Here is a 23,886-nt window from a genome sequence, read left to right on the forward strand (position 1 = left end):
GTTCTTTGTAATGCGGAGATAGTCGGGCATACCCGGGCTGTTTTAGGCGACTTCGTTGACACCCTGCCGTCATCGCTACTTAACATGCAGGCATCACGGCGCACCCGATCCGGGGCGCACTCGCATCCAGCAGGAACAGGTCGACGCGAGATGCTCACAACCCTTCCGGCCGCCCCAGGCCGCACTTCCCGCACGACCGCCGCATGGTGGCGCGACGCGGTGATCTACCAGGTCTACGTCCGCAGCTTCCTCGACAGCACCGGGGACGGCATCGGCGATCTCGCCGGCGTCCGCGCCGGACTGCCGTACCTGCGCAAGCTCGGCGTCGACGGCATCTGGCTCAGCCCGTTCTACCCGTCGCCACAGCACGACCACGGCTACGACGTCGCCGACTACCGCGACGTGGACCCCGTCTACGGCGACCTCGCCGAATTCGACCTGCTGATGGGCGACGCCCGCCGGCTCGGGCTCAAGCTCCTGCTCGACATCGTCCCCAACCACTGCTCCAGCGAGCACCCCTGGTTCCGCGAGGCCCTCGCCGCCGCCCCGGGCAGCGCCGCCCGCAGTCGCTTCCACTTCGCCGACGGCCGCGGCCCGCGGGGCGAGGAGCCCCCCAACAACTGGCGCGCGATGTTCGGCGGCCCCGCCTGGAGCCGGATCACCGAGCCCGACGGCACCCCGGGACAGTGGTACCTGCACCTGTTCACCCCGCAGCAGCCGGATCTGAACTGGCGCAACCCCGAAGTCGGCGACTCCTTCGAGGACGTGCTCCGCTTCTGGCTCGACCGGGGCGTCGACGGCTTCCGCATCGACGTCGCCGCCGGCCTCTTCAAGCACCCCGAACTCCCCGACTCCGCCGACCCCGAGGCGGACGAACGCTCCCGCGACTCGGTCAACCCGCTCGCCTGGAACCAGCCCGAGGTCCACCAGGTGTGGCGCCGCTGGCGATCGGTGTGCGAGGAGTACGCCGCCCGTGACGGCAACGAACGCCTGCTCGTCGGCGAGGTCTCCGTGCCGACGGCACGCGAACACGCCGAGTACGTACGCCCCGACGAACTCCACCAGGCGTTCTTCTTCGACCTCCTCAGCGCACCGTGGGACGCCGGCGCCTTCCGGGAGACCATCACCGAGGCGATACGCGACATCGCCGGCACCGGCTCCACCGTCACCTGGGTCCTCAACAACCACGACCAGGTGCGCACGGTCACCCGGTACGCCGGTGAGCCCGGCGTCGAGGGCAGCGGACTCGGCGCCGCCCGCGCCCGCGCGGCCGCCCTGCTGATGCTGGCGCTGCCCGGTGCCGCGTACGTCTACCAGGGCGAGGAGCTCGGACTCCCCGAGGTCCTGGACCTGCCGGACGAGGTGCTCACCGACCCGATCTTCCACCGCACAGGCAGCCGGGCACGCATCCGCGACGGCTGCCGCGTCCCGCTGCCCTGGTCCGGCCACGCCTCCCCGTTCGGCTTCAGCCAGGGCGAGGCTGGTGCCCGGCCGTGGCTGCCGCAGCCCGAGTGGTTCGCGGCGCACGCCACCGACCTGGCACTGGCCGACACCCGCTCCTTCTGGCACCTGTACCGCGAAGGGCTTCAACTCAGGCGCAGCCTGCCCCAGTTGGGCGAAGGCTCGCTCCGCTGGCTCGACGCGCCGCCCCAGGTGCTGGCCATGGTGCGCGGCGACGGACTGATCTGCGCCGTCAACTTCGGCACCGACCCCGTGCCCGCACCGGTCCCCGGCACTCCGCTCCTGTCGAGCGGCCCCTGTCCCGACGGCATGCTCCCCGGAGCGACCGCCGCCTGGTGGACGGGCGACTGCCCCACTGCCTGACCTCCCTCTTCCTCACCCACCCTCGGAAGGAACCACCATGCGACGACCCTCGATCAACCGCCGTACAGCGGCAGCCGCTTCGGCCGCACTCACCCTCGCCGTCGGCGCCACGGCCTGCGGCGGCACCACCGGACCGGCGAGCGGCGGCAAGCCCCTCGACGGCCAGACCGTGACCATCGCCGGCGTGTGGACCGGCAGCGAGCAGAAGAACTTCAGCAAGGTGCTCGACGCCTTCACCGAGGAGACCGGCGCCAAGACGGTCTTCGTGCCCACCGGTGACAACGTCTCCAACTTCGTCGGCACCAAGATCGACGGCGGCAACGCCCCGGACGTCGCCATGGTTCCGCAGGTCGGCGTGCTCCAGCAGTTCGCGAAGGAGGGCTGGCTCGCACCGCTGTCGAAGAAGGCGGCGACGACCGCCACCGCCAACCTCGCCTCGGTGTGGAAGGAGTACGGGACCGTCGACAAGACCTACTACGGCCTCTACTTCAAGGCGGCGCACAAGTCGACCGTCTGGTACAGCCCGAGCGCCTTCGAACAGGCCGGCGTCGCGGAGCCCAAGAGCTACACCGAGATGGTGAAGACCGGTCGCACGATCGCCGACTCCGGGCTTTCCGGCTTCTCCGTCGCCGGCCAGGACGGCTGGACCCTCACCGACTGGTTCGAGAACATCTACCTCTCCCAGGCCGGACCCGAGAAATACGACCAGCTCGCCACCCACACCCTGCCCTGGACCGACCCCAGCGTCGTCAAGGCACTCACCAAGTTCGGCGAGCTGTTCAAGGACAAGCAGCTCGTCGACGGAGGCGCGGCCGGCGCGCTGCGCACCGACTTCCCCGGCTCCGTCGAGCAGGTCTTCGGCCCCGAGCCGAAGGCGGGCATGGTCTACGAGGGCGACTTCGTCGGCGGCACGGCCAAGGACGACTTCGGCAAGAAGCTCGGCGAGGACGCCAAGTTCTTTCCGTTTCCCGCCGTCGACAGCGGCAAAGCGCCCGTGGTCAGTGGCGGTGACGCCGCCGTCGTGCTCAAGGACGGCAAGAACCAGAAGGCGGCGCACCAGCTGCTGGAGTTCCTGGCGACTCCCGAAGCGGCTTCCGTGTGGGCCGGTGCCGGCGGCTTCCTGTCGCCCAACAAGGACGTCGACTTCGCCTCGTACGGAGACGACACGACACGCGCCACGGCCAAGTCGCTTATCAAGGCCGGTGACTCGGTCCGCTTCGACATGTCCGACCAGGCCCCGGCCGCATTCGGCGGGACCAACGGCACAGGTGAGTGGAAGCTCCTCCAGGACTTCGTGCGCGACCCCTCCGACCCCAAGGCCACCGCGGCCCGGCTCGAAGCCGCGGCCGCCAAGGCGTACAAGAGCTGAGGCAGCGATCATGGCCGTCCTCGCATCCGCCCGCGCCGCGAACCCACGGCGCCGCGCCCAGCTCAGGAAGCGCAACGTCGCGGTGGTGTTCGTCCTCCCCGCCCTGCTGCTGCTCGGTGCCCTCGTCGTCTACCCGGTGCTGTTCTCCGCCGGCCGCAGCCTCTTCGATGCCAGTGGTGACCGCTTCGTCGGCGGTCAGAACTACGCCGAGATATTCAGCGACCCGGCCACCCTCAAGGCCATCCGCAACAGCACCATCTGGGTGGTCGTCGCCCCGGTGCTGCTGACCGGCCTCGGCCTCGTCCTCGCCGTGCTCACCGAGAAGGTGCGCTGGGCGACCGCCTTCAAGCTCGTTCTCTTCCTTCCGATGGCGGTGTCCTTCCTGGCAGCCGGCATCATCTTCCGCCTCGCCTACGAGGAGGACCCGAACAAGGGCGTGCTCAACGCCGTCGCCGTCGGCGTCCACGACGCCTTCGACGACCGTTCCGCCTATCCCACGGCCCGGGCCCGGCAAGGATTCGGCATCACCGCCGACAAGGGCGGCTCGTACCGTGCGACCGACGCGGTCGCCCCCGGCACGTCCGTCACGCTCGGCTTCGTCGGGGTCGCACCCGACAAGATGCCCGCCGAGGCCGAGCCCGCACGGGCCGCCGGCTCCGCGGCGCCGGCCGCGGACGAACTCAGCGGTGTGGTCTACCACGACTTCACGCCCGGGGGCGGCGGCAGCCCCGGCAAGGTCGACCCGGCCGAGAAGGGTCTGCCGGGCATGTCGGTCGAGGCGGTACGGGACGGGAAGGTGGCCGCGAAGTCCACCACCGCCGCCGACGGGTCCTTCACCTTCACGGGCCTGAAGGACGGCTCGTACACCGTCCGGCTCCCGGCGGAGAACTTCGCCGCTCCCTACCAGGGCATCTCCTGGCTCGGACCCGCACTGGTCACCCCGGCGATCATCGGCGCCTATCTGTGGATCTGGACCGGCTTCTCGATGGTGCTGATCGGCGCGGGACTTGCCGCGCTGCCGCGGGACGCCCTGGAGGCGGCCCGGATGGACGGCGCCAACGAGTGGCAGATCTTCCGCAGGATCACGGTCCCGCTGCTCGCCCCGGTGCTCACGGTCGTCTTCGTGACCCTGGTCATCAACGTGATGAAGGTCTTCGACCTCGTGTACATCATCGCGCCGGGACCCGTGCAGGAAGAGGCCAATGTGCTGGCGACCCGGATGTGGCTGGTGTCCTTCGGCGGCGGCAACAACCAGGGCCTCGGCAGTGCCATCAGCGTCATCCTTCTGCTGCTGGTCGTCCCGGCCATGATCTTCAACGTCCGGCGCTTCCGAAGGAGCGGAGCATGAGCGGCCACAGCACCATCGAGCGCCGGCCGTCCCCGCCGCCGGCCAAGTCCCCGGACCCCGAGCCCACTCGGGCGTCCGTCCCTCGCCGGCGCAGCATCGGCAGGTTCACCGGCCTGCTGAGCAACGGAGTCGTCCAGGCCGTCCTGATCGTCGTCGCCCTCGTCTGGATCACCCCGCTGGCCGGGCTGTTCCTGTCGTCCATGCGATCCGACGGCGACAACGCGGCCAAGGGCTGGTGGACGGCGCTGACCGACCCCGGTCAGCTGTCGCTGGACAACTACACCGCCCTGTTCGCTGATTCCGGGATCACCCAGGCCTTCTGGAACACCGTGCTGATCTCGGTGCCGGCCACCGCACTGGTCGTCATCATCGCCGCACTGGCCGGATACGCCTTCGCCTGGCTGGAGTTCCCCGGCCGCAACGCGATCTTCCTGGTCGTCGTCGGGCTTCTCGTGGTGCCGGTCCAGATCGGACTGCTGCCGGTCGCCAAGCTGTTCGGCGCGATCGGGCTGTTCGGCACGATCCCGGGCGTGATCCTCTTCCACGTCGCCTACGGTCTCCCGTTCGCGATCTTCCTGCTGCGGAACTACTTCGCGGAGATCCCCCGCGAAATGCTGGAAGCGGCACGGATGGACGGCGGCGGCGAGTGGCGGATCTTCACCCGCCTGATCCTGCCGCTCGGCCGGCCGGCCCTGGCCAGCCTGGCGATCTTCCAGTTCCTCTGGGTCTGGAACGACATGCTGGTCGCGCTGCTCTTCGCGGACAGCGAGTCCCAGCCGCTGACGGTCGCCCTCCAGTCCGAGATGAGGCAGTTCGGCAGCAACATCGGCGTCCTGGCGCCGGGAGCCTTCCTCTCGGTCGTGGTCCCGCTGGTGGTGTTCTTCGCCTTCCAGCGGCACTTCGTCCAGGGAGTGATGGCGGGATCGGTCAAATAGCAGAAGGCGGCCCCACCGGCAGGGGGGGGAGCCGGTGGGGCCGAGGAGCCCGAGCGGCCAGGGGGGAGAGGCCGCGAGCTCGGGTCGACAGTCCGTCTGCCCCCTCTTCGGCACCTGATACCTCTCCGGCGAGATTTTTCCGAAGAAGTTTTTCCGGGCTCGGGCTCGGGCTGGAACCCGGGCCGCGGGCAGGACGCCAGGCTCGCGCGGGAGCCGTCTGATTGACTCGCGGCATGCTGCGCATCGGATCGGTCGTGATGGGAGTCTCGGACGTACGCCGCGCCGCGACGTTCTGGACGAAGGCCCTGGACTACGTGCCGCGCGACGAGATGGAGGACGACTGGGTGGTCCTGATCCCGGCGCGGGGGAGCGGGCCTCAGCTCTCGCTCGGCCGCAGCGAGACACCGGTCCAGGACCACCCGAGGATCCACCTGGACCTGTACGCGGGAGACGCGGCCGACCAGGCGGCGGAGGTGGAGCGGCTGGTGTCCCTCGGCGCGCGGCGCGCCGACTGGGACAGCTACCCGCAGGAGGCGGACTTCGTGGTGCTGGCCGACCCCGAGGGGAATCGCTTCTGCGTGATCGACACCGGTGGCGGCGGGTGACCTGTGCCCCACGGGGCCGTCCCGACGCACGGGGATGCGCTTGGGGATCGCCGGATGGCGGCACGAAGCGAGCATGAAGGTGTGGCGCCTGGAACGCCCATCAGGCTCCAACGGCCAGGGACCAGGCGCCACTTCGACATGTCTGGTGATGGCGGGCGAGCCAGGTACTTCATCGGGGCCTCGGGGGCCCGCCCGCCCGGAACTGGGGCGTACGTGGCCTCGAAGGGCCCGGGCAGACGCCCCGGACGTACGGCCGAGGCGGGCGCGGCGGTGCAGGTCGACGAAGTACCGGCCCAGCGGCTCAGATCTTCCGGAGGCGCCAACCGGCGGGCGAAAAAGCGCGCTCCTGGATCAGAGATCCAGGAGCGCGCGCTGTTCAGAATTGCCGCTGTTCCTGTCCGAGAGCAGACCGTCGGGCTGTGCCGAAGCGCGACACCCGCTCAATGAAGTCTAGACAGAGACATTCCAGTAATACCAATTCTGGGAGCCGTGCTCCATCCAGTCCCACTGAGTGATATGCACTCCGTTGGCGACGCTGGTCCCCTTCGGCGTGACAAACTTCCAGCTGTCAGCTCCGCGGATCCCTTCGAACCCTGTCACGCTGCTCTGGTAATACTTCCAGCGCTGCACAGGGCTGCCCGTGCAAGTCCACAGAGTGAGCAGCGCTCCATTTGCTGCACTGTTTCCCTTGGGGGTGAGGCATTTCCCACTGGCCCGGTGAACGAGCTCACCGGAGGCGTTCCATCGCCACATCTGCACAGATTGAACTAGTTTTCGAAGCGCAAGAATGATCACTATAGCACCCGCTACTCCCACCCCTTTCCTCTGCCGGGTTGCCCGTCCATTCTTCGGTGAAGCCACTCATGGGCACCCGCATGTCGGACTACCGAGAGCGGATTTCTGCATTCCGCTCATGTCGTCCCGTGGTAAGCCCGAGTCGCGGCGGACCGTGTAGCAGGGGCGGCAAAGACGGACCGACCACCCGATCTTTGTGGCTTCTGCCAGTACGGGCCCGCTGTCGCGGATGGAGAGACTGCCGGGTGTCCGGGGCGAGGACACCACAACGGGAGGGTGCGCGGTGAGTGCACAGCAGACGTACGACGAGATCGGTGAGGCGTTCGAGGGCTTCAAGGCCCTGCCGCTGGCCCAGTACGTGGAGGCGCCCAGCTTCCTCGGCATGGTCGGGGAGGTCACCGGAAGGAAGGTGATCGACCTGGCCTGCGGTACCGGCTTCTACAGCCGTGAGCTGAAACGGCGCGGCGCGGCCGACGTCCTCGGCGTCGACATCTCCGGCGAGATGATCCGCGCGGCGGAAGGGATCGAGCAGGCGCAGCCGCTGGGTGTGCGCTACGAGGTATGCGATGTGGCCGACCTGTCGCCGGCGGGGGAGCGGTTCGATCTGGCGACCGCGGTGATGCTGCTCAACTACGCGGAGACCGTCGCCGAGTTCGGGCATCTGTGCCGCAAGGTGCACGAGAGCCTGACGAGCGGCGGCGAGTTCCTCATGCTCCACCAGACGCCGGACTACGACTTCTCCGGGCCGTCGCCGCGCCCGTACGGGTTCCTCACCGAGCTGACGGGCGAAGAGTCCGGTATCGGACCCCGGGTGAAGATCACCGCGTTGCTGGACGAGGCGCCGGTCACGTTCACCGCAGGGCTGGCGCGCCGCGAGGTGTTCGAGACCTGCCTGGCCGAGGTCGGGTTCAGTGAGATCACCTGGGTCCCGACCACGGTGTCGCCGGCCGGCATCGCCGCGTACGGTGACGCGTTCTGGGCGGACTACCGGGCCAACCCCGCGTTCGAGATGCTGCGCTGCCGCGCCTGAGGACCGATCGGACATCCCGGTGGCCCGGCCTCTGGATCCGTCCCGGACGGGCCCCGGGCTGCCCAGGGAGGTCCGCCGATGCGCGGGATCCGCCGCACCCCCATGGCGAACAGGGCACGGGACGCCGCCGCGGTCCGTCTATGGCAGACCGCGGCGGCTGAAGCAGGGGCGGGGTGCCGGAATTTGTCACCCTCGCCATCCGTTGAGCGGATGACTCACCAGGAGGCGCTTGTTCTCGCCCCTCGCGCAGAGGCGGAGCGGGTGCCATGAGTGCGGCGTGAGAACCGTGCTGAGGAGGCGTTGAAATGGATCAGGAAAGCAAGCCTGTCGACGCGGCGCAGGTGCAGCGAAGCCTCCGGTTCTCGAAACTGCCCGAGCCCATTCGGCTGGAGGACACCGTCGAGGAGCGCCCGGCCGGCACGCACGACTCGGTGAGCGGCGCGTACAACTCCGACTGGTGGCTCATACGCATGGGCGGCATCTGACGTCGTACCCCTGACCGGCGCGGGTTCCCCCATCAGTTTTCACACCGTCGGCACCTGCGTCGGCACCGTAGAGCTCCGGCCGAGCGGCCCGACACTTCCCCCGGAGAGGTCTCTGTGAAGCGAAGGAAGATCTTCATTCAACTGACGTCGATCGCGGCTGCCGGTGCGGTCGCGGTCGGGTGTTTTCTCCACGTGTTCTAGCCGGGGCAGCCGCATGCCGGGCAAGGACTTCTACCTGGCTGAGCGGGGACCGCCGAAGGCCCTTGGCTCAGCCCCGTGCCCGGGTGCCGCGCCGCTGCCATCGGCCTCTGGCATCCGCCCGCCTAGAGCCAGCCCCGACGCGCCGCGTGCCAGGCGAGCTGCATCCGCGTTCCGGCGCCGACGAGGGCCATCATGTGCTGGATCCGGCGTTGTACGGTGCGGCGGCTCAGCCCCATCTGACTGGCGATCGCCTTGTCGGCGATGCCGGCCACCAGCAGGGAGAGCACCCTGCGGTCGGTCTCGCGCAGAACCTCCGTGTCCTCGGTCTCGTCCGGCCCGACGATGGTGCCCGAGGCGCTGACATGCAGAGGAACCGCGTCCTCCCAGTAGCGCTCGAAGAGTGCGGTCAGGGCTTCCAGAAGACTGCTGTCGCGCAGCAGTGCGGCCGTGGGTTCACCGGGGCTGCCGTACGGGCCGCCCGGCACCAGCGGGCAGATGGCCGTCTCCCGGTCGGCGACGGCGAGCCGCAGCGGGAGATGTGGCACGGAACGTGCGAGTTCGCCGGCACGCACCCCGGAGATAACGTTGTCGACGGCTCCGTCGTCGTCGAAGAAGGCCCGTTCGTACAGGACCCGGTAGCGGACCCCGCGCGCCAGGGCGTCGAACTCCGCGCGATTGCTTCCCGAGGGCATGGCCACGTACTGGGCCTTGCAGAACCAGAGCATCTCGTGACGCGCGTTGTTCTGCAGCCGGCGCAGATGCTGGCGCAGTGCCTCGGCCCCGGTGATGACCTCGATGACATGACCGGCGTCCTGCCGCCGGGTGCTGCGATAGCTCTCCAGGAGGTCGGCGACGGCGGCCCGGCTCTGTTCCAGGGCGTCCGCGCGGCGTTGCAGACGCGGCAGCAGCGCCACGTCCGGAGGCGCGGCGGTGAAGTGGAGGGGGCTCTCGTCGCCGGATATGACCAGCCCTTTGACGGTCAGCGCGGCGAGGACGCCGTCGACCTGTTCCCGCCCGAGTCCGGTCTGCGCGGCGATCTCGTCGGCCGACGCCTTGGGGGTGATCACCAGAAGCCGGTAGACGGTCTCCTCGACCGACGTGAGGCCAGCCGCCTCCAGCATGCCGGGTCTCCAGGGCTGAGGGGTTCGCACACAGCCGAGGGCGAACCAGCAGGTGAGCTTGAAATTTGGACTATAACCGAGTGAGGTGTCGTGCATCGATGACGACGACGATCTTTTTCGGCTCCTCGCGGACGAGCCCGGCCCGGCCGTCGGGCACGCGCCCGAGAGCGCCGAGCGGCGGACGCCGGGGCCCCACTCCCCGACATCCGCCGCGGTCCACGGGGAGGTGCCTAGGTCACCGTCACCGACCGGCGCGGTGCAGGTAGGCGCGGTCCACCGTCTGGCGGACGCTGTTGCCCGCCGCGTCCCTCGCGGTCACACGCACCGTGACGTACGCGTCGGAACGCACCCGGTCCGGACGCTTCACCGTGGCGGTGAAGCGGTCTCCCTTGCGCGCCGTGGTGGCGGTCGTCCAGGTCCGGCCACCGTCGTAGGACGTCTCGACCTTCACCGACGTACCGCGCGGAGCCTGCATGCCGTCCTGCATCCGGACGTCGATCCCGAGGGCATGGGTCCGGCCGGGAGCCACCGCGTTGAACAGATCGGTCGGCACCGAGTAGTCGACCTGGAGCAGGGGCAGTCGCGTCGCAGTCGCGGCCGTGTCCGAGCGGAACGTCCACGACGTCCGCGTGCCCGTGCCGAAGCGCCAGTCGTCCGAGGTCCGGGCGGTCGTCAGGTCGAGCCGGTACTCGGCGTCGCCCGCGGGCACCTCGATGTCGCCCCAGGCGCCGTTGTCGGACTCCTCGACCAGCTGCCCGTTGCGGTAGAGGACCGCGTGCGTCGTGTCGGCGAGGTCACCCGCCGCACGCGCGCCACCCACACCGCCGCCGGGGAAGGCCGGCGTCTCGGCGAACCCGTAGTGACCGGCGGTGGAGTCGGTGAACTCCGGGACGAAGACGGACAGGGTGTCACCGGTGCGGACCGACGCCCGACCCGCTCCGCGCGGGATCGACGGCCGGGCCGGAGCCCCGAACCAGCGTTCCGACACCTTCTCGCCGGACCGGTAGGTGCGCGGCATGTTCATCATTCCGGCGGCCAGTGGCCGGTCGGGGGAGTCGATGACGTTGTGGTGGACGACCTGGTCCCACAGGGTGTCGCCGCCGCTCACGTACTCGACGCGCTCGCGGCCGACCGGCGTGTACCGGCTGCTGACGTCCCAGGCCGTGTTCTGGAACGGACGCCATCCGAACCGCTGCTCGCTCGTCCAGGACGAGGCGCCCGTCTGCGTGTAGGCGCTCCGGATGACGGCGCTCTCCCGCTCGGAGACGGTGTGCACCAGCTTGTCGGGCACGTGTCCCTTGGCCACCTGCATGACGTCGTAGAGGTACGGGCTGTGCTCCGTGCCCGAGAACGCCACCGTGGCGCCCTTCTTCGCGCGCTCCAGCAGCTCCGAACCCTGCGCGGAGGAGACCCGCATGGTGGGTACGGCCATGCGCTCGGTGTCGGGACGCCAGCGCGTCCAGTGGATGATCCCCTCGGGCCAGGCGACCATCAGCGCCTTGGCGCCCGCGGACTTCGCGGCACGCGCCAGCGCCCGGGTGTCGTCCGAGGGCTCCACGCGGACAACAGCCAGCTTCCCGCGGGCGTGGCGGAAGTCGGGCGCGGTCCCGGTGCCGGCGTTCACGGCACTCAGCCGCGCACCGCGGTCGCCGAAGACGGGCGAGTCCTGCTCGTAGTACGGGACGAGCGGCCGGGACATGCCAGGAACCCTGGCCTCCAGCTGAGGCGCGGTCAGCTGCCAGCGGGAGCTGAACTCGAACGCGCCCTCGGTGACCGGGGCGGTGCGGCTGACGTAGACCCGCTTGACCGAGTCGAACATCTGGAGGCCCCAGCTCCTCCTCTCACCCTCGAACTCGCGGTAGAACTGGGTGCTCAGGAAGCCGCGCTGCTCGGCGGGGCGCGGGGTCCTGATCGTCACCTCGGTGACGTCGGAGGCATCGAACGCCACCGTCGTGTCCTTGGTGACCTTGACTTCGGGGACGATGAGTTCGCCCGCCTCGCCGCCGTTCACGCTCTCCGAGAAGAAGCCGCCCTGGAGGACGTACGTGCCCTCCTCGACGACGGCGACACCCTTCTCCAGGTCCGTGTAACTCACGTACCCGGCGGGGCCCCAGATGTTCGGAAGGCCGTCGCTGCCGGAGGGCCGGCCCTGACGGTCGCGCGGGACCACGGTGAGCACGTGCTGCCGGCCGGTGACCTGGAGGGAGACAGTGGTGTGGGCCTGCACCGTGCCGTCCGAGGTCTTCGCCGTGACGTAGCCGTAGTACTTGCCGCGGCTGACGCCTGCCGCGTCGAGGTGCAGCGGTACCTCCGCGCGGGCGCCGGGGGCGAGCGTCAGCGAGGCCGAACCGAGGCGCACGGCGCCCGCGGCGGGGGCCTGACCGCCGTCGGTGGCCAGGCTGACGCCGAGGTCGAGCGTGAGGGGGCGGCTGCCGGTGTTGGCGTATCGCACGGCGAGCGTCTGCGTCTGCCCCTTCCTGTCGCCGGCCCGGACCGGGGCGAAGGCGAGGGAACCGGAGGCCGTCAGCGGCCCCATGGCCGTCGCGAGGTCGATGCGGCCGCCGCCCTGCTGGGTCACCTTGGTGCCCGACACCGTCTTCGAGGTGCTGATGAGGGCGTCCTTGAGCTGTTGGGCACTCCAGTCGGGGTGCTGCTGCGCCAGGATCGCCGCAGCGCCGGCGACGTGCGGTGTGGCCATCGATGTGCCGGACGCCGCCACGTAGTTGGCATTGACCGGCGAGCCCATGGTGGTGCCCGACGCGCGGGCGGCCACGATGCCGACACCGGGCGCGGTGACGTCGGGCTTGACCGCCCCGTCGCCGAGCCTGGGTCCGCGGCTGGAGAAGCCGGCGAGGGAGTCGTCGCGGTCGACGGCGCCCACGGTCAGCGCGGCGTCGGCGGTCCCCGGCGAGCCGATCGTGGACTGGCCGCTGCCCCCGTCGTTGCCGGCGGCGATGACGAACAGTGAGCCCGTGGACGCCGTCAGCGCGTTGACGGCCTGGCTCATGGGGTCGGTGCCGTCGGTCGGCCCGCCCCCGAGGCTCATGTTGATCACCTTGGCGTCCTGGGCTGCCGCCCATTCCATGCCCTCGATGACCGAGGACTCGGTCCCGTACCCGTTGTCGTCGAGCACCTTCCCGACGATCAGCTCGCTCTCGGCCGCGACACCGCGCATGGACCCGCCGGACGCGGCCCCCGTACCGCCGACGGTCGCGGCGACGTGCGTACCGTGGCCGAAGTGGTCACCGGTGCCCCCGCTGTTGGAGAAGTCCTTGGCCTGCGCGATGCGTCCGGACAGGTCAGGGTGCTTGTCGTCGACACCGGTGTCGAGGACCGCCACCTTGACGCCCTTGCCGTGGTAGCCGGCCTTCCACGCGGTCGGCGCGTTGATCTGACCGGTGCTGCGGTCCAGCACGGCCCTGACCTGGCCGTCGAGCGCGATGCGCGGGGTGACGGCGGCGCGGGCCGCGTCGGAGCCCGCGGCGGATGCCAGCGCGTCCCAGAAGCGGCCGAGTTCGCCCGCCGCGACCCTCAACGACCGGGCGTTGATGCTGTCCAGGTCGTACGCGGGCGTCTTGGCGGCCCGGAAGGTCATCAGCCGGTCGGCGGCGACCGCGGTGGCCTGCGCCCTCCGCGCGTCCTTCGCCGCGGCCGGTGACGACTCGGACGAGACGATCAGCGGAAGCGAGGAGGATCGCTTCTCGTCGAGGCCCGCCGCGATCAGCGCCGTGACCTCGAACAGGCGGCGGTCCAGCGTGCCGGCGGTCACCAACGACTGGGCGTCGGAGGGGATGACGGTCAGGGCCTTGTCGCCGCCCTCCTCCGTTCGGAAGGAGATGCGCTCGCGCCCCGGTCCGGGCCGGACCGACGCGACGTGCCTGCCTCCCGGCACCGTCGTCACGGTCACCCGGTCACCGGTGATCAGCCGCACGGTGGCGGAGGCAGCGCGGTCGGCGATCGGCGAGGGGCCGTCCGACGGCGTTCCGGCGGAGGCGGTCGTCACGCCTCCGACGGTGACCATCAGTACGGTCGATATCGCCGCTGATCGACGAATCCATCTCATCAGGCAAACACCTTTCGAGCGGGTGGTGGTCGGGTGATGAACGACAGAATCCGCCGAGGTCACCGGGCATGTCACTGACATCACGTGGCACAGATGCGACATGTCACAAAGGCGACGGCCGCCTGCCCGGTGGGGTCACCGCCCCTGCGGAACGCTCGCCGTGGCCGGCCGGCCGGGCGGGGACCGGATCGCGCCGCGCCGGGCCGGGCCATCGCGCCGCGCCGGGGGCCGGAGGACCCGCGAACTCCCCGCAGCGCCACGGCTGTCGTGGCAGGACCGCCAAGATCGCCCGGACCGGCGCTGAGGTTCCTATGCTTCCGGAATGGAACAGAGCGAGGTCCTCAAGCGTGTGATCGGCATCCTCACCCAGATGACCGACTGGCGGCGCATCCTCGAGGAGGACGAGGAGCGCGACATCGGGAGCGACCCGAGTGTCATCACCGCACTGCTCAGCGAAACGCTGCCCAGGATCCGTATCCCGGAGGACGCGACGCACGAGGAGATCGCGAACCTCGTGGCCGAGAAGGTCGGCGGAGCGATTCACCAACTCGTCGGAGCCTTCACCCTGGCCTTCGTGGAACTGGCTCAGGTCCACGATTCCGGACGGGACAACATCACGACGAACGACGTCCTGCGTGAACTGGCGCTCCGCGCCGAGCACCTCAACTCCAACGGAGGCTCCGACGCCGACGGCGACTCCGGCGGGGATCACGACGAGGGCCCCGACTCGTAGCCGGACTCCTCGGTGGACGACCCAGGTACGTGCCCCCGTTCGGCCGTCGCCACGGAAGTGGAACGTACGTTCCTCCGTGCGGAGGTGAATGCTGCACAATGCAACCTCATGAGGGGGAGCAGCGGGCCAGAACCGCCGTACGGCGACAGCGGCGGGCCGTCGCCCGAGGACGACGAGCGGCCTCGCTGGCGTCCGGTGCTGATGACCGCGGTGCTCGTACCGGCTGTCGGCGCTGCGGGAGGAGCCGCGGGGCCGCTGTTCCAGAGCAGCGCGCCCGCCTTTCAGTGGCTGCCGCTCCTCATGGTCGCGTGCGTCTTCGTCGTCCCGTTCATCCTGCTGGCTCTCGGGTTCATCTGGGCGGTCAACAGATTCTCGGACGCGCTGTACCGGGCCAGGGAACGGCGCTTCGCACGCGTCGCGTCCGACAGGTCCCACCAGCGGTTGCGACAGCCGGCGGCTTCTGGCCCGACGCGCGAGCGTGGGACGGCCGAACGGACGCGGGGCTGAGGGGATCCGGTCCCCGCGCTTCACCCGCGCCCGTCCGGCCCGCTCAGCCGGGTTTCAGTCGTCTTCCGGTACGGGGGCCGGCCGGGCGTCCTTCATCCGTTCCGGCGTCCAGTAGTCCCGTACCTCGTCCGCCTCGTCCGGGTTGCGGAGCACATCGCCACGTAACGGCCCTTGTCGCTGCTGCTGATGCAGGAGTTGAGCGCACGAGTGGCACCCCTCATGGTCGATGGGCGCACGCCGCACGGCAGTTCGCCGCGGTGCGTGCAGTGGAAGCGACCGTAGGTGTGGCATGTGCCGCCGTGACAGTCCGAAATGAGTCCCTCCGCTCGCCATCGGGAAGGAAGGGTGCTTTTCGTATGAAAGGGAATGCTGTATCCCGTTTGCCCCCCTGTGCTTCAGCCGGCGCACGCCGGAGCGGGATGGGGGCGGCGCGTGCGCTCCCCGACCAGGTCAGCGATCCCGTCCCCGTCCTCGCCGCCGTGCAGGCCCTCGCGCGGGCGTACGGTCCGGCCCGGCGGTACCGCTCGGTTGCGCCGTCCGGCCCACTCGGCCCCGTTCCGTTTCCTCGCCGCCGAGGACCCGTCCACCGGCCCGACGGCACCCGTCCGGCAGACTGAGGCCCTATGGCCGATCACCCCGCGATCCAGCACGCCGTTCCGTACCACGCGCAGTGGGCGTCACCCGACCTGGTGCCCGCCATCATCTCCGGGGCCATGGCCGCCGCCGATGATCCGCTGTGGCCCAAGTACGGAGCGGAGAGCCCGGAGGAGTACGCCTGGTGGTCCTGGCGGCTGTGCGGAGTGGCCTGCCTGCGTATGGCACTCGAATTCTGGCAGGGCACCGCGCCCACTCCGATGGCCCTCGCCGCCGAATGCGTCGAAGCCGGCGCGTACGTCCTGCGCGAGGACGGCCTGGACGGGCTGATCCACGCCCCCTTCGCCGCCTACGCCGAACGCCGGTGGGGCCTGTACGCCGAGTCCCGTCGCGACCTGCCCGCCACCGACATCCCGGAGTTGGTCGCCGCCGGACGGCTGCTGATGCTGTCCGTGCACCCGTCGATCCGCGAGCTGGACGCGCCGCCGCCGCGCCGGGGCGGCCACCTCGTACTCGCAACAGGCGTCACCGACGAGCACCTCCTCATCCACAACCCGTCCGGCTTCCCGGGCCCGTCGCAGCAGTTCGCCCGTGTGCCGTGGGAGGTGCTGGACCGGTACTACGCCGGACGTGGCGTGGTGCTGGGTCGCGAATCCTGACGGGGCGGGGTAAGGGACGCTCCACCCCCGCCGCGCCTCGACTCGCCGCTCTCCCCTGAGCCGTCCGCCCGTCCGTAGATAGGATTCGCAGTGCGGATATACGGGGCGATAGCGGGAGGTTGCGGTGTCGGAGAGCGAGCGGACCGGGAGCGTGCGGGAGTGGCTGCGCGGCCTGGAGGTCTTTGCCGGACCACTGCCGGAGTTCGATCCCGCGAACGCGCCGGGCGAGCCGGTGGAACTGTTCCTGTGGTGGCTGGCGGAGGCGGTCGAGGCCGGCGTACCGGAGCCTCACGCCATGACGCTGTCCACCGTCGATGCGCTCGGGGAGCCCAACGCCCGGATGCTGATCCTGAAGAACGTCGACGCGGTGGAGGGATGGCAGTTCGCCGCTCACGCCGGCAGCCCCAAGGGGCGCCAGCTGGCGGACCGCCCTTCGGCGGCGCTGACGTTCTACTGGCCGGGGCAGGGACGCCAGGTCCGGGTGCGGGGTGCGGTCGCGCCCGAGTCTGCCGAGCGCAGTGCCACCGACTATCTCGCCCGGTCGGACACGGCGCGGGCGGAGGCCCTGCTCGGCTGCCAGAGCAGGCATCTCAGCAGCCTCGAAGAGCGTGACCTCGGGGTGAAGGAGTCCCTGGCCCGGATCGAGAGGGAACCGGGGCTGGTCGCCGAGTGCTGGACCCTGTACACGCTCGTGCCCACCGAGATCGAGTTCTGGCAGGCCGACGCGAGCCGGATCCATACGCGTGTGCGCTACGAACGGGACGAGCCGGACAGCATCTGGCAGCAGCATCTGCTCTGGCCGTAGCAGGCACGGACAGATCACCGCAGTCGCCACAGTCGTAGCGGAGCCCATCAGGCCGTCGCAGGGGTGCGCCGTGCCTGTGCGGCGGCAGCGCCGCGTCATCCGATGTCGGCGCCGGCCGGGCCGCGCGGCGGGCGAGCGGCCGGAGCGAGGAGTGACCCGTCACCTCACCGGGTGAGGGCCCTCCCGGCGCTCCGCCACAGCCCGCGAGCCGTCGTTCTGCCCCGGCGGGGCAGCCGAACGGCCCTGGGGCCCGTCGTTCGGATCAGGCCGAACGACAGGCCCTAGTGGGCGGCCGCCGCCGATCGCCGCCTGGCGTTCCGGCGCTTGAGTGCCCGGCGCTCGTCCTCGCCGAGTCCGCCCCACACTCCGGAGTCCTGGCCTTGTTCCATGGCCCACTCCAGGCACTGCTGCTGGACCGGGCACCGATTGCAGACCGCCTTGGCCTCGGCGACCTGGAGCAGGGCCGGGCCGGTGTTGCCGACGGGGAAGAACAGGTCGGGGTCTTCGTCGAGGCATGCAGCTGCCTGACGCCAGTTCTCGTACTCCACGGAGAGTGCCTCCTCCATTCGCAGACGTTGTGTTGCCGGGCTCCTCTTCGGGTCACCGACGATCGGCCGCTGAAACTACCGATGCGTCAGTGATTCAGGGCGATGCCCATGTGGCCGCCCGACGTCGGGGGCGTTCGCCATCATGGGCCGACAAGCGGAGTCCGGCCAACCACCTGTCGGACATGGGCACTTGTGTGATCGAACTCTTCCCATGCGGGTCCGAGATCTGACATGTTTCGTTCACCTTTCCCGACCCGCCCGGTCGGCGCCACCAGCGTCCCGGGCCCACGGAGGATGTCTTGCCTACCCTCATATCCAGCCGCCTCAGACGCTCGGTCGTGGCCTTGGCCGCTCTCGGCGCGACCGCGGTCTTCGTGCACCCCGCCGGCGCGGCTCCCGCGGCCACGACCGTGTCAGGAAGCCCTGCGGCACTCTCGGCCCCGGCGTCGACAGCCGCATGGGCCGCCGGCACACGGGCGTACCTGGTCATCGGCACGCCGGGCGACACCTCGGCGCTGCGGACCGCCGTCACGAACAACGGCGGCACGGTCTTCGCGCACTACGACGCGATCGGTGTCGTCGTGGCGCACTCGACGTCCACCTCCTTCGCCGCCACCATGCGCGGCGTGAGCGGTGTCCAGCAGGTGGGTGCCACCCGGACCTCGGACGTACCCGCCGACGCGTACAGCCCCGCGCTGCCCGCCACTCCGGCGCAGACCCCGACCACGCTGACCGAGTCGAACCGCTGGGACATGACCCAGATCAAGGCCGACAAGGCCTGGGCCGTCAGCACCGGTTCCGCGAGCGTCAAGGTCGGCGTCCTCGACACGGGCGTCGACGACCTGCACCAGGACATCGCGCCCAACTTCAACGCCGCCGACTCCGCCTCCTGCGCCTACGGCAAGGCGGACACCCGGACCGGCGCATGGCGCGACGTCGGCACGCACGGCACGCATGTGGCGGGCACCATCGCGGCCGCGAAGAACGGCAAGGGTGTCATCGGCGTGGCCCCCGGCGTGAAGATCTCGTCCGTCCGGATCGCCGAACCGGCCACCAGTATGTTCTTCGCCGAGAACACCATCTGCGGTTTCGTGTGGGCCGGTGACCACGGCTTCAAGGTCACCAACAACAGCTACTACACCGATCCGTGGATGTTCAACTGCCCGGACAACGCCGACCAGGCGGCGATCATCGAAGGCGTCAGGCGCGCGCAGGAGTACGCGGAGAGCAAGGGCTCACTTCAGGTCGCGGCCGCGGGCAACTCCAACTACGACCTCGCCAACAAGCGGACCGACACGTCGAGCCCGAACGACTCGACCCCGGTCACCCGCACCATCACCAACGCCTGCATCGACATCCCCACCGAACTGCCCGGTGTGGTGACGGTGGCGGCCATGGGCAACGGCAGCGTCAAGGCGTCGTACTCCAACCTCGGCCGGAACATCATCGACGTCGCGGCCCCCGGTGGCGACGGCGCCTCCGGCGTCTACTCGACGCTGCCCGGCGGCAAGTACGGCAACATGAACGGCACGTCGATGGCCTCGCCCCATGTGGCGGGTGTCGCAGCGCTGCTGGCGAGCTCCGCCCCCGGCTCCACCCCGGCGGACCTGCGGGCCGCGCTGGCCACCCAGGCGACGGACATCGCCTGCCCGTCCGACAGCCGCTGCACGGGCACGACGGCCAACAACGCCTTCTTCGGTGAGGGCCAGGTCGACGCCCTGAAGGCCGTCGGAGGCACGCCGCCGCCCGGGAAGTACTTCGAGAACACCGCGGACGTCGCCATCGTCGACAACGGCACGGTGGACTCCTCCCTGCCGGTGACCGGTGTCACCGGGAACGCCCCCGCCGCGCTCCAGGTCGGTGTGGACATCAAGCACACCTACCGCGGCGACCTCGTGCTGTCCCTCGTGGCGCCCGACGGCACGGTCTACACACTGGAGGACTTCCCGAACAGCGACAGCGCCGACAACGTCGTGAAGACGTACACGGTGAACGCGTCCTCGGAGGTGGCCGCCGGCACCTGGAAGCTGCGCGTACGTGACGTGGCCTCGCAGGACACCGGAAAGATCGACGCCTGGAACCTGACCTTCTAGGACAGGGACACGTCCCGGCCATGCAACAGGTCCCGGGCAGAGGCTGTTCGCCTCCGCCCGGGACCCACGGCAAAGCCGGCCCGGTGGTACGCACGGGGGGAACGGACCACCGGGCCGGACATCATCAGTATAGCGTTCAACTACCACTGCTCGCGCACCGCGGTTCGAACGCTCAGCCACCCGCGATCCACCGCAGGACCGTGCTGAAGTCGGAGTCCTCCAGAGCGCACAGCGCGTCGATGGCGGCGAGGTCGCCCGGGCGGGGTGCGACCCCCGCCGTGGTGAGAGCCGTCTGCACGTCCAGCCGGCGCTGGTCGCCGACCGGCAGCGTGTACGGGACGCGCTCCCTTGGGTCCGGAGCCGGCAGGAGGTAGTCACCGGCCGAGTCCGCGAGGGTGTCCACCGTGCGCCCACCGAGGTACCAGGCACCGGGGAAGCGGTACGGGTCGATCTCCTGCGACGTCTGAGGCGCTGCCGTGTCCGTGGTGTGCCAGCTGTGCATGAGAGCCTCCTGTGATGTGCGTGTCACTGAGGGTCAGGAGGCGTAACTCCCGCCGCGGGTTGCAACGGCCGGGCTTTATCAGCCGGACGCCCTAATCGGCATCTCGTCATAGATCAGGGCCGTTGGTGTGACGCCGAGGCATGTGGAAGTGAAACATTCCGCACCACCGACCGCGTCTTCCCCCACAGGAGCCACATGTCACTCATGTGCTCATCGTTCTCCGAGGGGGAGAGTTGCGCAGAAGACACAGCGGACCGAGAACCGTCGTCCCGGCCGTGGCGCTCGCGTGTGTCGCCGGGCTGGTCACCGCCTTACCGGCGGCCGCCGATCCGGCCTCCGGGCCGCCGGCGCCGGGGAGTTCGGGCGCCCGCGCGGACACCGCCGTGGCACGGTGGATCACCTTGGTCACGGGCGACTCGGTGGGTGTCGACGCGTCGGGCGAACCCGTGCGGATCGTGCCCGGCAAGGGGCGGGACGACATACCGATCAGGATCGAACGCACGAAGGGTCGCACCCTTGTGCTGCCGCAGGACGCACGGCAGTTGATCCGTTCGGGGCGCGTCGACGAGCGGCTCTTCGACATCGGCGAACTCGACAGGTCCGAGCACCGGCGGAGTGCGCGGGCCGGGCTGCCGCTGATCGTCGCCTACGGCGGCCGGGGCACCACATCAGGGGCACGCACGGCCCAGGGGTTGAAGAGCGCTCTGCGCAAGGACGGCGCGGCCACGGTCCGCCGTACCTTCCCTCGGATCGACGCGGACGCGGTCACCGTCCCCGCCACGTCCACGGGCAGCGTGTGGAAGACCCTGACCCGGGCGTCCACGACCGGCGCCGGGCAGCGCGGCGCGGCGCCGGGCCTCGAGCGGATCTGGCTCGACGGCGTCCGGAAGGCGAACCTGGACCGAAGCGTTCCGCAGATCGGCGCCCCTGCCGCATGGGCAGCCGGCTACGACGGCGAGGGCGTCCGGATAGCCGTCCTGGACAGCGGGGTCGACGAAACGCATCCCGATCTCGAGGGCCGGCAGGCGGCCGAGGCGAACTTCTCCTGGGCCGCTGACACCAAGGACCGCCTCGGGCACGGCACCCATGTGGCCTCCATCGCCTCCGGCGCGGGCGCCGGGTCCGCGCAGAAGTTCCGGGGTGTGGCACCGGGCGCACGCATTCTCGACGCCAAGGTGCTCGACGACGACGGTTACGGCAGCGACTCCGCCGTCATCGCCGGTATGGAATGGGCCGCCTCCCAGAACGCCGACATCGTGAACCTCAGTCTCGGCGGCCCGGACCGCCCCGGCATCGATCCCGTGGAGGAGACCGTCAACCGGCTCTCCGCGGAGATCGGCATCCTCTTCGTCGCCGCCGCGGGCAACTCCGGCCCGGGCATGGGCACGCTGGAATCCCCGGGCAGCGCGGACGCCGCGCTCGCCGTGGGGTCGGTCGACGCGAGCGATGTGATCGCGCCGTCGTCCGGGCGCGGGCCGCGCGCCGGCGGCGGAGCCGTCAAGCCCGACGTCGCCGCGCCCGGAGTGGCCATCACGGCGGCATCCGCGCCGGGCAGCAGGATCGCGGGCGAGGTCGGGGAGCAGCCGCCCGGCTACGTCACCATCTCGGGGACGTCCATGGCCACGCCGCATGTCGCGGGAGCAGCCGCGCTCCTCAAGCAGCAGCACCCCCAGTGGACGGACAAGGAACTCAAGGCCGCCATCGTCGCCGGCGCGCGGCCCGGGGGCGCCGGAGTCTTCGCGGAGGGCAGCGGCCGTGTCGACGTGACGGCTGCCATGAAGGTGTCGGTCGTCGCCGAGCCGACATCCGTCGGCTTCTCCCGCCAGGCCTACCCGCACACCGACGACAAGCCGGAGACCAGAAAGCTCACCTACCGCAACCTGGGCGGCGAGCCGGTGACGCTCGATCTCTCGGTGACGGCCGTCGGGCCCGACGGGAAGCCGGGGCCCGCGGGCATGTTCGCTCTCGGGGCGGAGCGGCTGACCGTGCCGGCCGGTGGCACCGCCGCGGTCGACCTGACGGCCGACACCCGGCCGGGCGGCGAGATGAACGGCATGTACGGCGCGACGGTGACGGCCCAGGGCGCGGGCGGGACCGTCCGCACCGCGGCGGCGGTCGAGCGCGAGGTGGAGAGCTACGATGTGACGGTCCGTCACCTCGACCGCGCGGGGGAGCCCGCGAAGGACTACTGGCCCTCTCTGAACCGGCTCTCCGGGCTCGGTGCACCGGGTGAGGACTACGCGACCGCGGGCGCGGGCGGTGGCACCTACACGGCGCGGCTGCCCAAAGGCGTCTACTACCTCGACGCGCTGATCTTCGAGGAGGACGAGAGCAGGAGCCAGATCTCGGCGCCCCACTTCGAGGTCACCGAGGACACCACGGTGACCCTGGACGCCCGTACCGCGAAGCCGATCGGCATCACCGGTCCGGACCCGGCTGCCGAGCGGGTGTTCGCCGAGACCTTCATCGAACTCGACACCCCTGACTACGGATTCTCGGCCGGAATGACCGGGCCCTCGTTCGCGAGTATGCGGACGGCTCAGCTGGGACCGGACTTCTCGACCGACGGCACCCTGTTCCAGCAGTTCAACGCGTTCGACCGGCGGGGCGCGAATGAGTACCGGCTCGCCTACGGCAACAAGGTGACACGGCTGGCCACCGGCTTCGAACGGCATGCCGAGCGGGCGGAGCTCGCCAGGGTCGGCCTGCGGCTCGGTGCCACGGTGGGCGGCAAGCAGGGAGCCCTCGTGGCGACGCCGTTCATCGAGGGCAGCTTCGGCTCCATCTTCAGCCCGTCCGTGAACCGGCCGCTTCCGGCGACGGCCACGTTGTTCCTCACCGCCGCGGCCGGCACCACCTGGTCCATCGCGCTGGACCAGTGGGACGACACCGGTTCCTCCTCGGAGATCTCGCACGGGACGGGGATCAAGCGGTACGAGGCAGGGCGGGCGTACCGGACCGACCTCGGCATCGGCGTGTTCGGCCCGGCGCTCGGCACCTCGCAGGGAGTGGTCCGCGACGGTGACACCATCACGGGCTGCCTGGACCTGTTCCGGGACGGCGCGGGCAACTGGAGCTTCGCGGACGCCGACACGCTCTCTACGGCGCTGTACCGCGACGGCGTCGAGATCGACGGTTCCGGGGACATGCTGAACTGCTGGCAGGGCGTCACCGTCCCCGCGGAAACGGGCGCCTTCCGGCTGACCGTCTCGGGCGTACGAGCCGGCCCGGCCGGCGCCGCAGCGGAGGTGAGCGCCGCATGGACGTTCACCTCGGGCCGCACGGCCTCCGAGCAGCCCCTGCCGGTCTCGGTCGTCCGTTTCACGCCGCGCCTCGCGGCGGACTCCACTGCCAGGGCAGGCGCCCTGATGCGGGTGCCGGTGAGCGTTCAGGGCGCCGCCGCGGGCAAGAACCTCGCCTCTCTCGTCGTGCAGGTCAGCCACGACGGCAAGACCTGGAAGAAGGCCGCAGTCGTGGGCGGCGGGGTGGTCGTGCGCAACCCGCAGGCGGGACAGGCGATTTCACTCCGCGCGATGGTCACCGACAAGCAGGGCAACGCCCTCACCCAGACGATCCGGAATGCCTACCGGGGGAAGTAGCCCACGATCGGCACGTTCCCCTGACACGAGGAGGGGGCCGACCTCACGAAGGGCCGGAAACACGGAGGAC

At 70.3% G+C, this 23,886-nt stretch carries 18 protein-coding genes; 13 read left to right on the forward strand and 5 right to left on the reverse strand.

The features are described from left to right. Positions 1 to 150 precede the first annotated feature (150 nt). The 5 genes from ACFWU3_RS18655 (at position 151) to ACFWU3_RS18675 (ending at position 6,081) form a co-directional block, all read left to right on the forward strand. The gene (locus tag ACFWU3_RS18655) at positions 151 to 1,824 is read left to right on the forward strand and encodes a glycoside hydrolase family 13 protein (protein ID WP_384438300.1); all 1,674 of its coding nucleotides are present in this window, start codon (positions 151 to 153) and stop codon (positions 1,822 to 1,824) included. A gap of 37 nt (positions 1,825 to 1,861) precedes the next feature. After that, on the forward strand, positions 1,862 to 3,193 hold the full coding sequence (locus ACFWU3_RS18660) for an ABC transporter substrate-binding protein (RefSeq protein ID WP_384438303.1): 1,332 nt from the start codon (positions 1,862 to 1,864) through the stop codon (positions 3,191 to 3,193). Positions 3,194 to 3,203: 10 nt separating this feature from the next. Then, positions 3,204 to 4,541: an ABC transporter permease subunit gene (locus tag ACFWU3_RS18665; protein WP_384438306.1), complete on the forward strand. Its 1,338-nt coding sequence runs from the start codon at positions 3,204 to 3,206 to the stop codon at positions 4,539 to 4,541. Then, complete coding sequence (locus ACFWU3_RS18670; protein ID WP_384438309.1) at positions 4,538 to 5,476, forward strand: carbohydrate ABC transporter permease; 939 nt, start codon at positions 4,538 to 4,540, stop codon at positions 5,474 to 5,476. The genes ACFWU3_RS18665 and ACFWU3_RS18670 overlap by 4 nt, the downstream gene beginning before the upstream one ends. A 233-nt stretch (positions 5,477 to 5,709) precedes the next feature. Beyond that, complete coding sequence (locus tag ACFWU3_RS18675; RefSeq protein WP_384438312.1) at positions 5,710 to 6,081, forward strand: VOC family protein; 372 nt, start codon at positions 5,710 to 5,712, stop codon at positions 6,079 to 6,081. Positions 6,082 to 6,531: 450 nt separating this feature from the next. On the opposite strand, the gene ACFWU3_RS18680 is transcribed toward ACFWU3_RS18675, so the two are convergent. After that, entirely contained in the window at positions 6,532 to 6,834 is a 303-nt protein-coding gene (locus tag ACFWU3_RS18680; protein ID WP_384438359.1) for an RICIN domain-containing protein, read from the reverse strand. 325 nt (positions 6,835 to 7,159) lie between these two features. Here ACFWU3_RS18680 and ACFWU3_RS18685 point away from each other — a divergent pair, with 325 nt between their 5' ends. Together ACFWU3_RS18685 and ACFWU3_RS18690 are read left to right on the forward strand one after the other, a co-directional pair. After that, a complete protein-coding gene (locus ACFWU3_RS18685) occupies positions 7,160 to 7,906 on the forward strand; it encodes a class I SAM-dependent methyltransferase (RefSeq protein WP_384438315.1) in 747 nt (248 codons plus the stop codon). 305 nt (positions 7,907 to 8,211) lie between these two features. Further along, the gene (locus ACFWU3_RS18690; protein ID WP_384438318.1) at positions 8,212 to 8,391 is read left to right on the forward strand and encodes a hypothetical protein; all 180 of its coding nucleotides are present in this window, start codon (positions 8,212 to 8,214) and stop codon (positions 8,389 to 8,391) included. A gap of 323 nt (positions 8,392 to 8,714) precedes the next feature. On the opposite strand, the gene ACFWU3_RS18695 is transcribed toward ACFWU3_RS18690, so the two are convergent. Both ACFWU3_RS18695 and ACFWU3_RS18700 read right to left on the reverse strand, forming a co-directional pair. Beyond that, a complete protein-coding gene (locus ACFWU3_RS18695) occupies positions 8,715 to 9,713 on the reverse strand; it encodes a helix-turn-helix domain-containing protein (protein ID WP_384438320.1) in 999 nt (332 codons plus the stop codon). A 241-nt stretch (positions 9,714 to 9,954) separates the two neighbouring features. After that, complete coding sequence (locus tag ACFWU3_RS18700; protein ID WP_384438323.1) at positions 9,955 to 13,776, reverse strand: S8 family serine peptidase; 3,822 nt, start codon at positions 13,774 to 13,776, stop codon at positions 9,955 to 9,957. A gap of 322 nt (positions 13,777 to 14,098) precedes the next feature. On the opposite strand from ACFWU3_RS18700, the gene ACFWU3_RS18705 reads away from it, so the two are divergent. The 4 genes from ACFWU3_RS18705 to ACFWU3_RS18720 all read left to right on the forward strand — a co-directional run bounded on the left by ACFWU3_RS18705 (position 14,099) and on the right by ACFWU3_RS18720 (position 17,074). Continuing rightward, positions 14,099 to 14,509, forward strand: coding sequence for a hypothetical protein (locus ACFWU3_RS18705; protein WP_384438326.1), 411 nt, complete (start codon positions 14,099 to 14,101; stop codon positions 14,507 to 14,509). A gap of 108 nt (positions 14,510 to 14,617) precedes the next feature. Then, the gene (locus ACFWU3_RS18710) at positions 14,618 to 15,016 is read left to right on the forward strand and encodes a hypothetical protein (RefSeq protein WP_384438330.1); all 399 of its coding nucleotides are present in this window, start codon (positions 14,618 to 14,620) and stop codon (positions 15,014 to 15,016) included. 623 nt (positions 15,017 to 15,639) lie between these two features. After that, positions 15,640 to 16,269: a C39 family peptidase gene (locus ACFWU3_RS18715; RefSeq protein ID WP_384438333.1), complete on the forward strand. Its 630-nt coding sequence runs from the start codon at positions 15,640 to 15,642 to the stop codon at positions 16,267 to 16,269. Between the two features lie 124 nt (positions 16,270 to 16,393). Then, positions 16,394 to 17,074 carry a pyridoxal 5'-phosphate synthase gene (locus ACFWU3_RS18720; protein WP_384438336.1) on the forward strand — a complete coding sequence of 227 codons (681 nt, stop codon included), beginning with the start codon at positions 16,394 to 16,396 and terminating at the stop codon, positions 17,072 to 17,074. Between the two features lie 281 nt (positions 17,075 to 17,355). Here ACFWU3_RS18720 and ACFWU3_RS18725 read toward each other — a convergent pair whose 3' ends face one another. Next, positions 17,356 to 17,640, reverse strand: a complete 285-nt coding sequence (locus tag ACFWU3_RS18725) for a WhiB family transcriptional regulator (RefSeq protein ID WP_313948278.1) — start codon at positions 17,638 to 17,640, stop codon at positions 17,356 to 17,358. A 320-nt stretch (positions 17,641 to 17,960) separates the two neighbouring features. On the opposite strand from ACFWU3_RS18725, the gene ACFWU3_RS18730 reads away from it, so the two are divergent. Next, on the forward strand, positions 17,961 to 19,715 hold the full coding sequence (locus tag ACFWU3_RS18730; protein ID WP_384438362.1) for a S8 family serine peptidase: 1,755 nt from the start codon (positions 17,961 to 17,963) through the stop codon (positions 19,713 to 19,715). 172 nt (positions 19,716 to 19,887) lie between these two features. Here ACFWU3_RS18730 and ACFWU3_RS18735 read toward each other — a convergent pair whose 3' ends face one another. Further along, positions 19,888 to 20,217: a hypothetical protein gene (locus tag ACFWU3_RS18735; RefSeq protein WP_384438340.1), complete on the reverse strand. Its 330-nt coding sequence runs from the start codon at positions 20,215 to 20,217 to the stop codon at positions 19,888 to 19,890. A gap of 233 nt (positions 20,218 to 20,450) precedes the next feature. On the opposite strand from ACFWU3_RS18735, the gene ACFWU3_RS18740 reads away from it, so the two are divergent. Continuing rightward, positions 20,451 to 23,816: a S8 family serine peptidase gene (locus ACFWU3_RS18740; RefSeq protein ID WP_384438343.1), complete on the forward strand. Its 3,366-nt coding sequence runs from the start codon at positions 20,451 to 20,453 to the stop codon at positions 23,814 to 23,816. The last annotated feature ends 70 nt before the right edge of the window (positions 23,817 to 23,886 follow it).

Origin of the sequence: Streptomyces sp. NPDC058685 (assembly GCF_042714725.1) — a bacterium.
Classification (GTDB): Bacteria; Actinomycetota; Actinomycetes; order Streptomycetales; family Streptomycetaceae; genus Streptomyces.

What these genes read in the sequence shown, in the direction of transcription:
- ACFWU3_RS18670 (WP_384438309.1), top strand. Translation starts at nt 4,538, where the DNA reads ATGAGCGGCCACAGCACCATCGAGCGCCGGCCGTCCCCGCCGCCGGCC.
- ACFWU3_RS18725 (WP_313948278.1), bottom strand. Translation starts at nt 17,640, where the DNA reads ATGGAGGAGGCACTCTCCGTGGAGTACGAGAACTGGCGTCAGGCAGCT.
- ACFWU3_RS18700 (WP_384438323.1), bottom strand. Translation starts at nt 13,776, where the DNA reads ATGAGATGGATTCGTCGATCAGCGGCGATATCGACCGTACTGATGGTC.
- ACFWU3_RS18665 (WP_384438306.1), top strand. Translation starts at nt 3,204, where the DNA reads ATGGCCGTCCTCGCATCCGCCCGCGCCGCGAACCCACGGCGCCGCGCC.
- ACFWU3_RS18680 (WP_384438359.1), bottom strand. Translation starts at nt 6,834, where the DNA reads ATGTGGCGATGGAACGCCTCCGGTGAGCTCGTTCACCGGGCCAGTGGG.
- ACFWU3_RS18695 (WP_384438320.1), bottom strand. Translation starts at nt 9,713, where the DNA reads ATGCTGGAGGCGGCTGGCCTCACGTCGGTCGAGGAGACCGTCTACCGG.
- ACFWU3_RS18710 (WP_384438330.1), top strand. Translation starts at nt 14,618, where the DNA reads ATGAGGGGGAGCAGCGGGCCAGAACCGCCGTACGGCGACAGCGGCGGG.
- ACFWU3_RS18715 (WP_384438333.1), top strand. Translation starts at nt 15,640, where the DNA reads ATGGCCGATCACCCCGCGATCCAGCACGCCGTTCCGTACCACGCGCAG.
- ACFWU3_RS18705 (WP_384438326.1), top strand. Translation starts at nt 14,099, where the DNA reads ATGGAACAGAGCGAGGTCCTCAAGCGTGTGATCGGCATCCTCACCCAG.
- ACFWU3_RS18655 (WP_384438300.1), top strand. Translation starts at nt 151, where the DNA reads ATGCTCACAACCCTTCCGGCCGCCCCAGGCCGCACTTCCCGCACGACC.
- ACFWU3_RS18690 (WP_384438318.1), top strand. Translation starts at nt 8,212, where the DNA reads ATGGATCAGGAAAGCAAGCCTGTCGACGCGGCGCAGGTGCAGCGAAGC.
- ACFWU3_RS18675 (WP_384438312.1), top strand. Translation starts at nt 5,710, where the DNA reads ATGCTGCGCATCGGATCGGTCGTGATGGGAGTCTCGGACGTACGCCGC.
- ACFWU3_RS18660 (WP_384438303.1), top strand. Translation starts at nt 1,862, where the DNA reads ATGCGACGACCCTCGATCAACCGCCGTACAGCGGCAGCCGCTTCGGCC.
- ACFWU3_RS18735 (WP_384438340.1), bottom strand. Translation starts at nt 20,217, where the DNA reads ATGCACAGCTGGCACACCACGGACACGGCAGCGCCTCAGACGTCGCAG.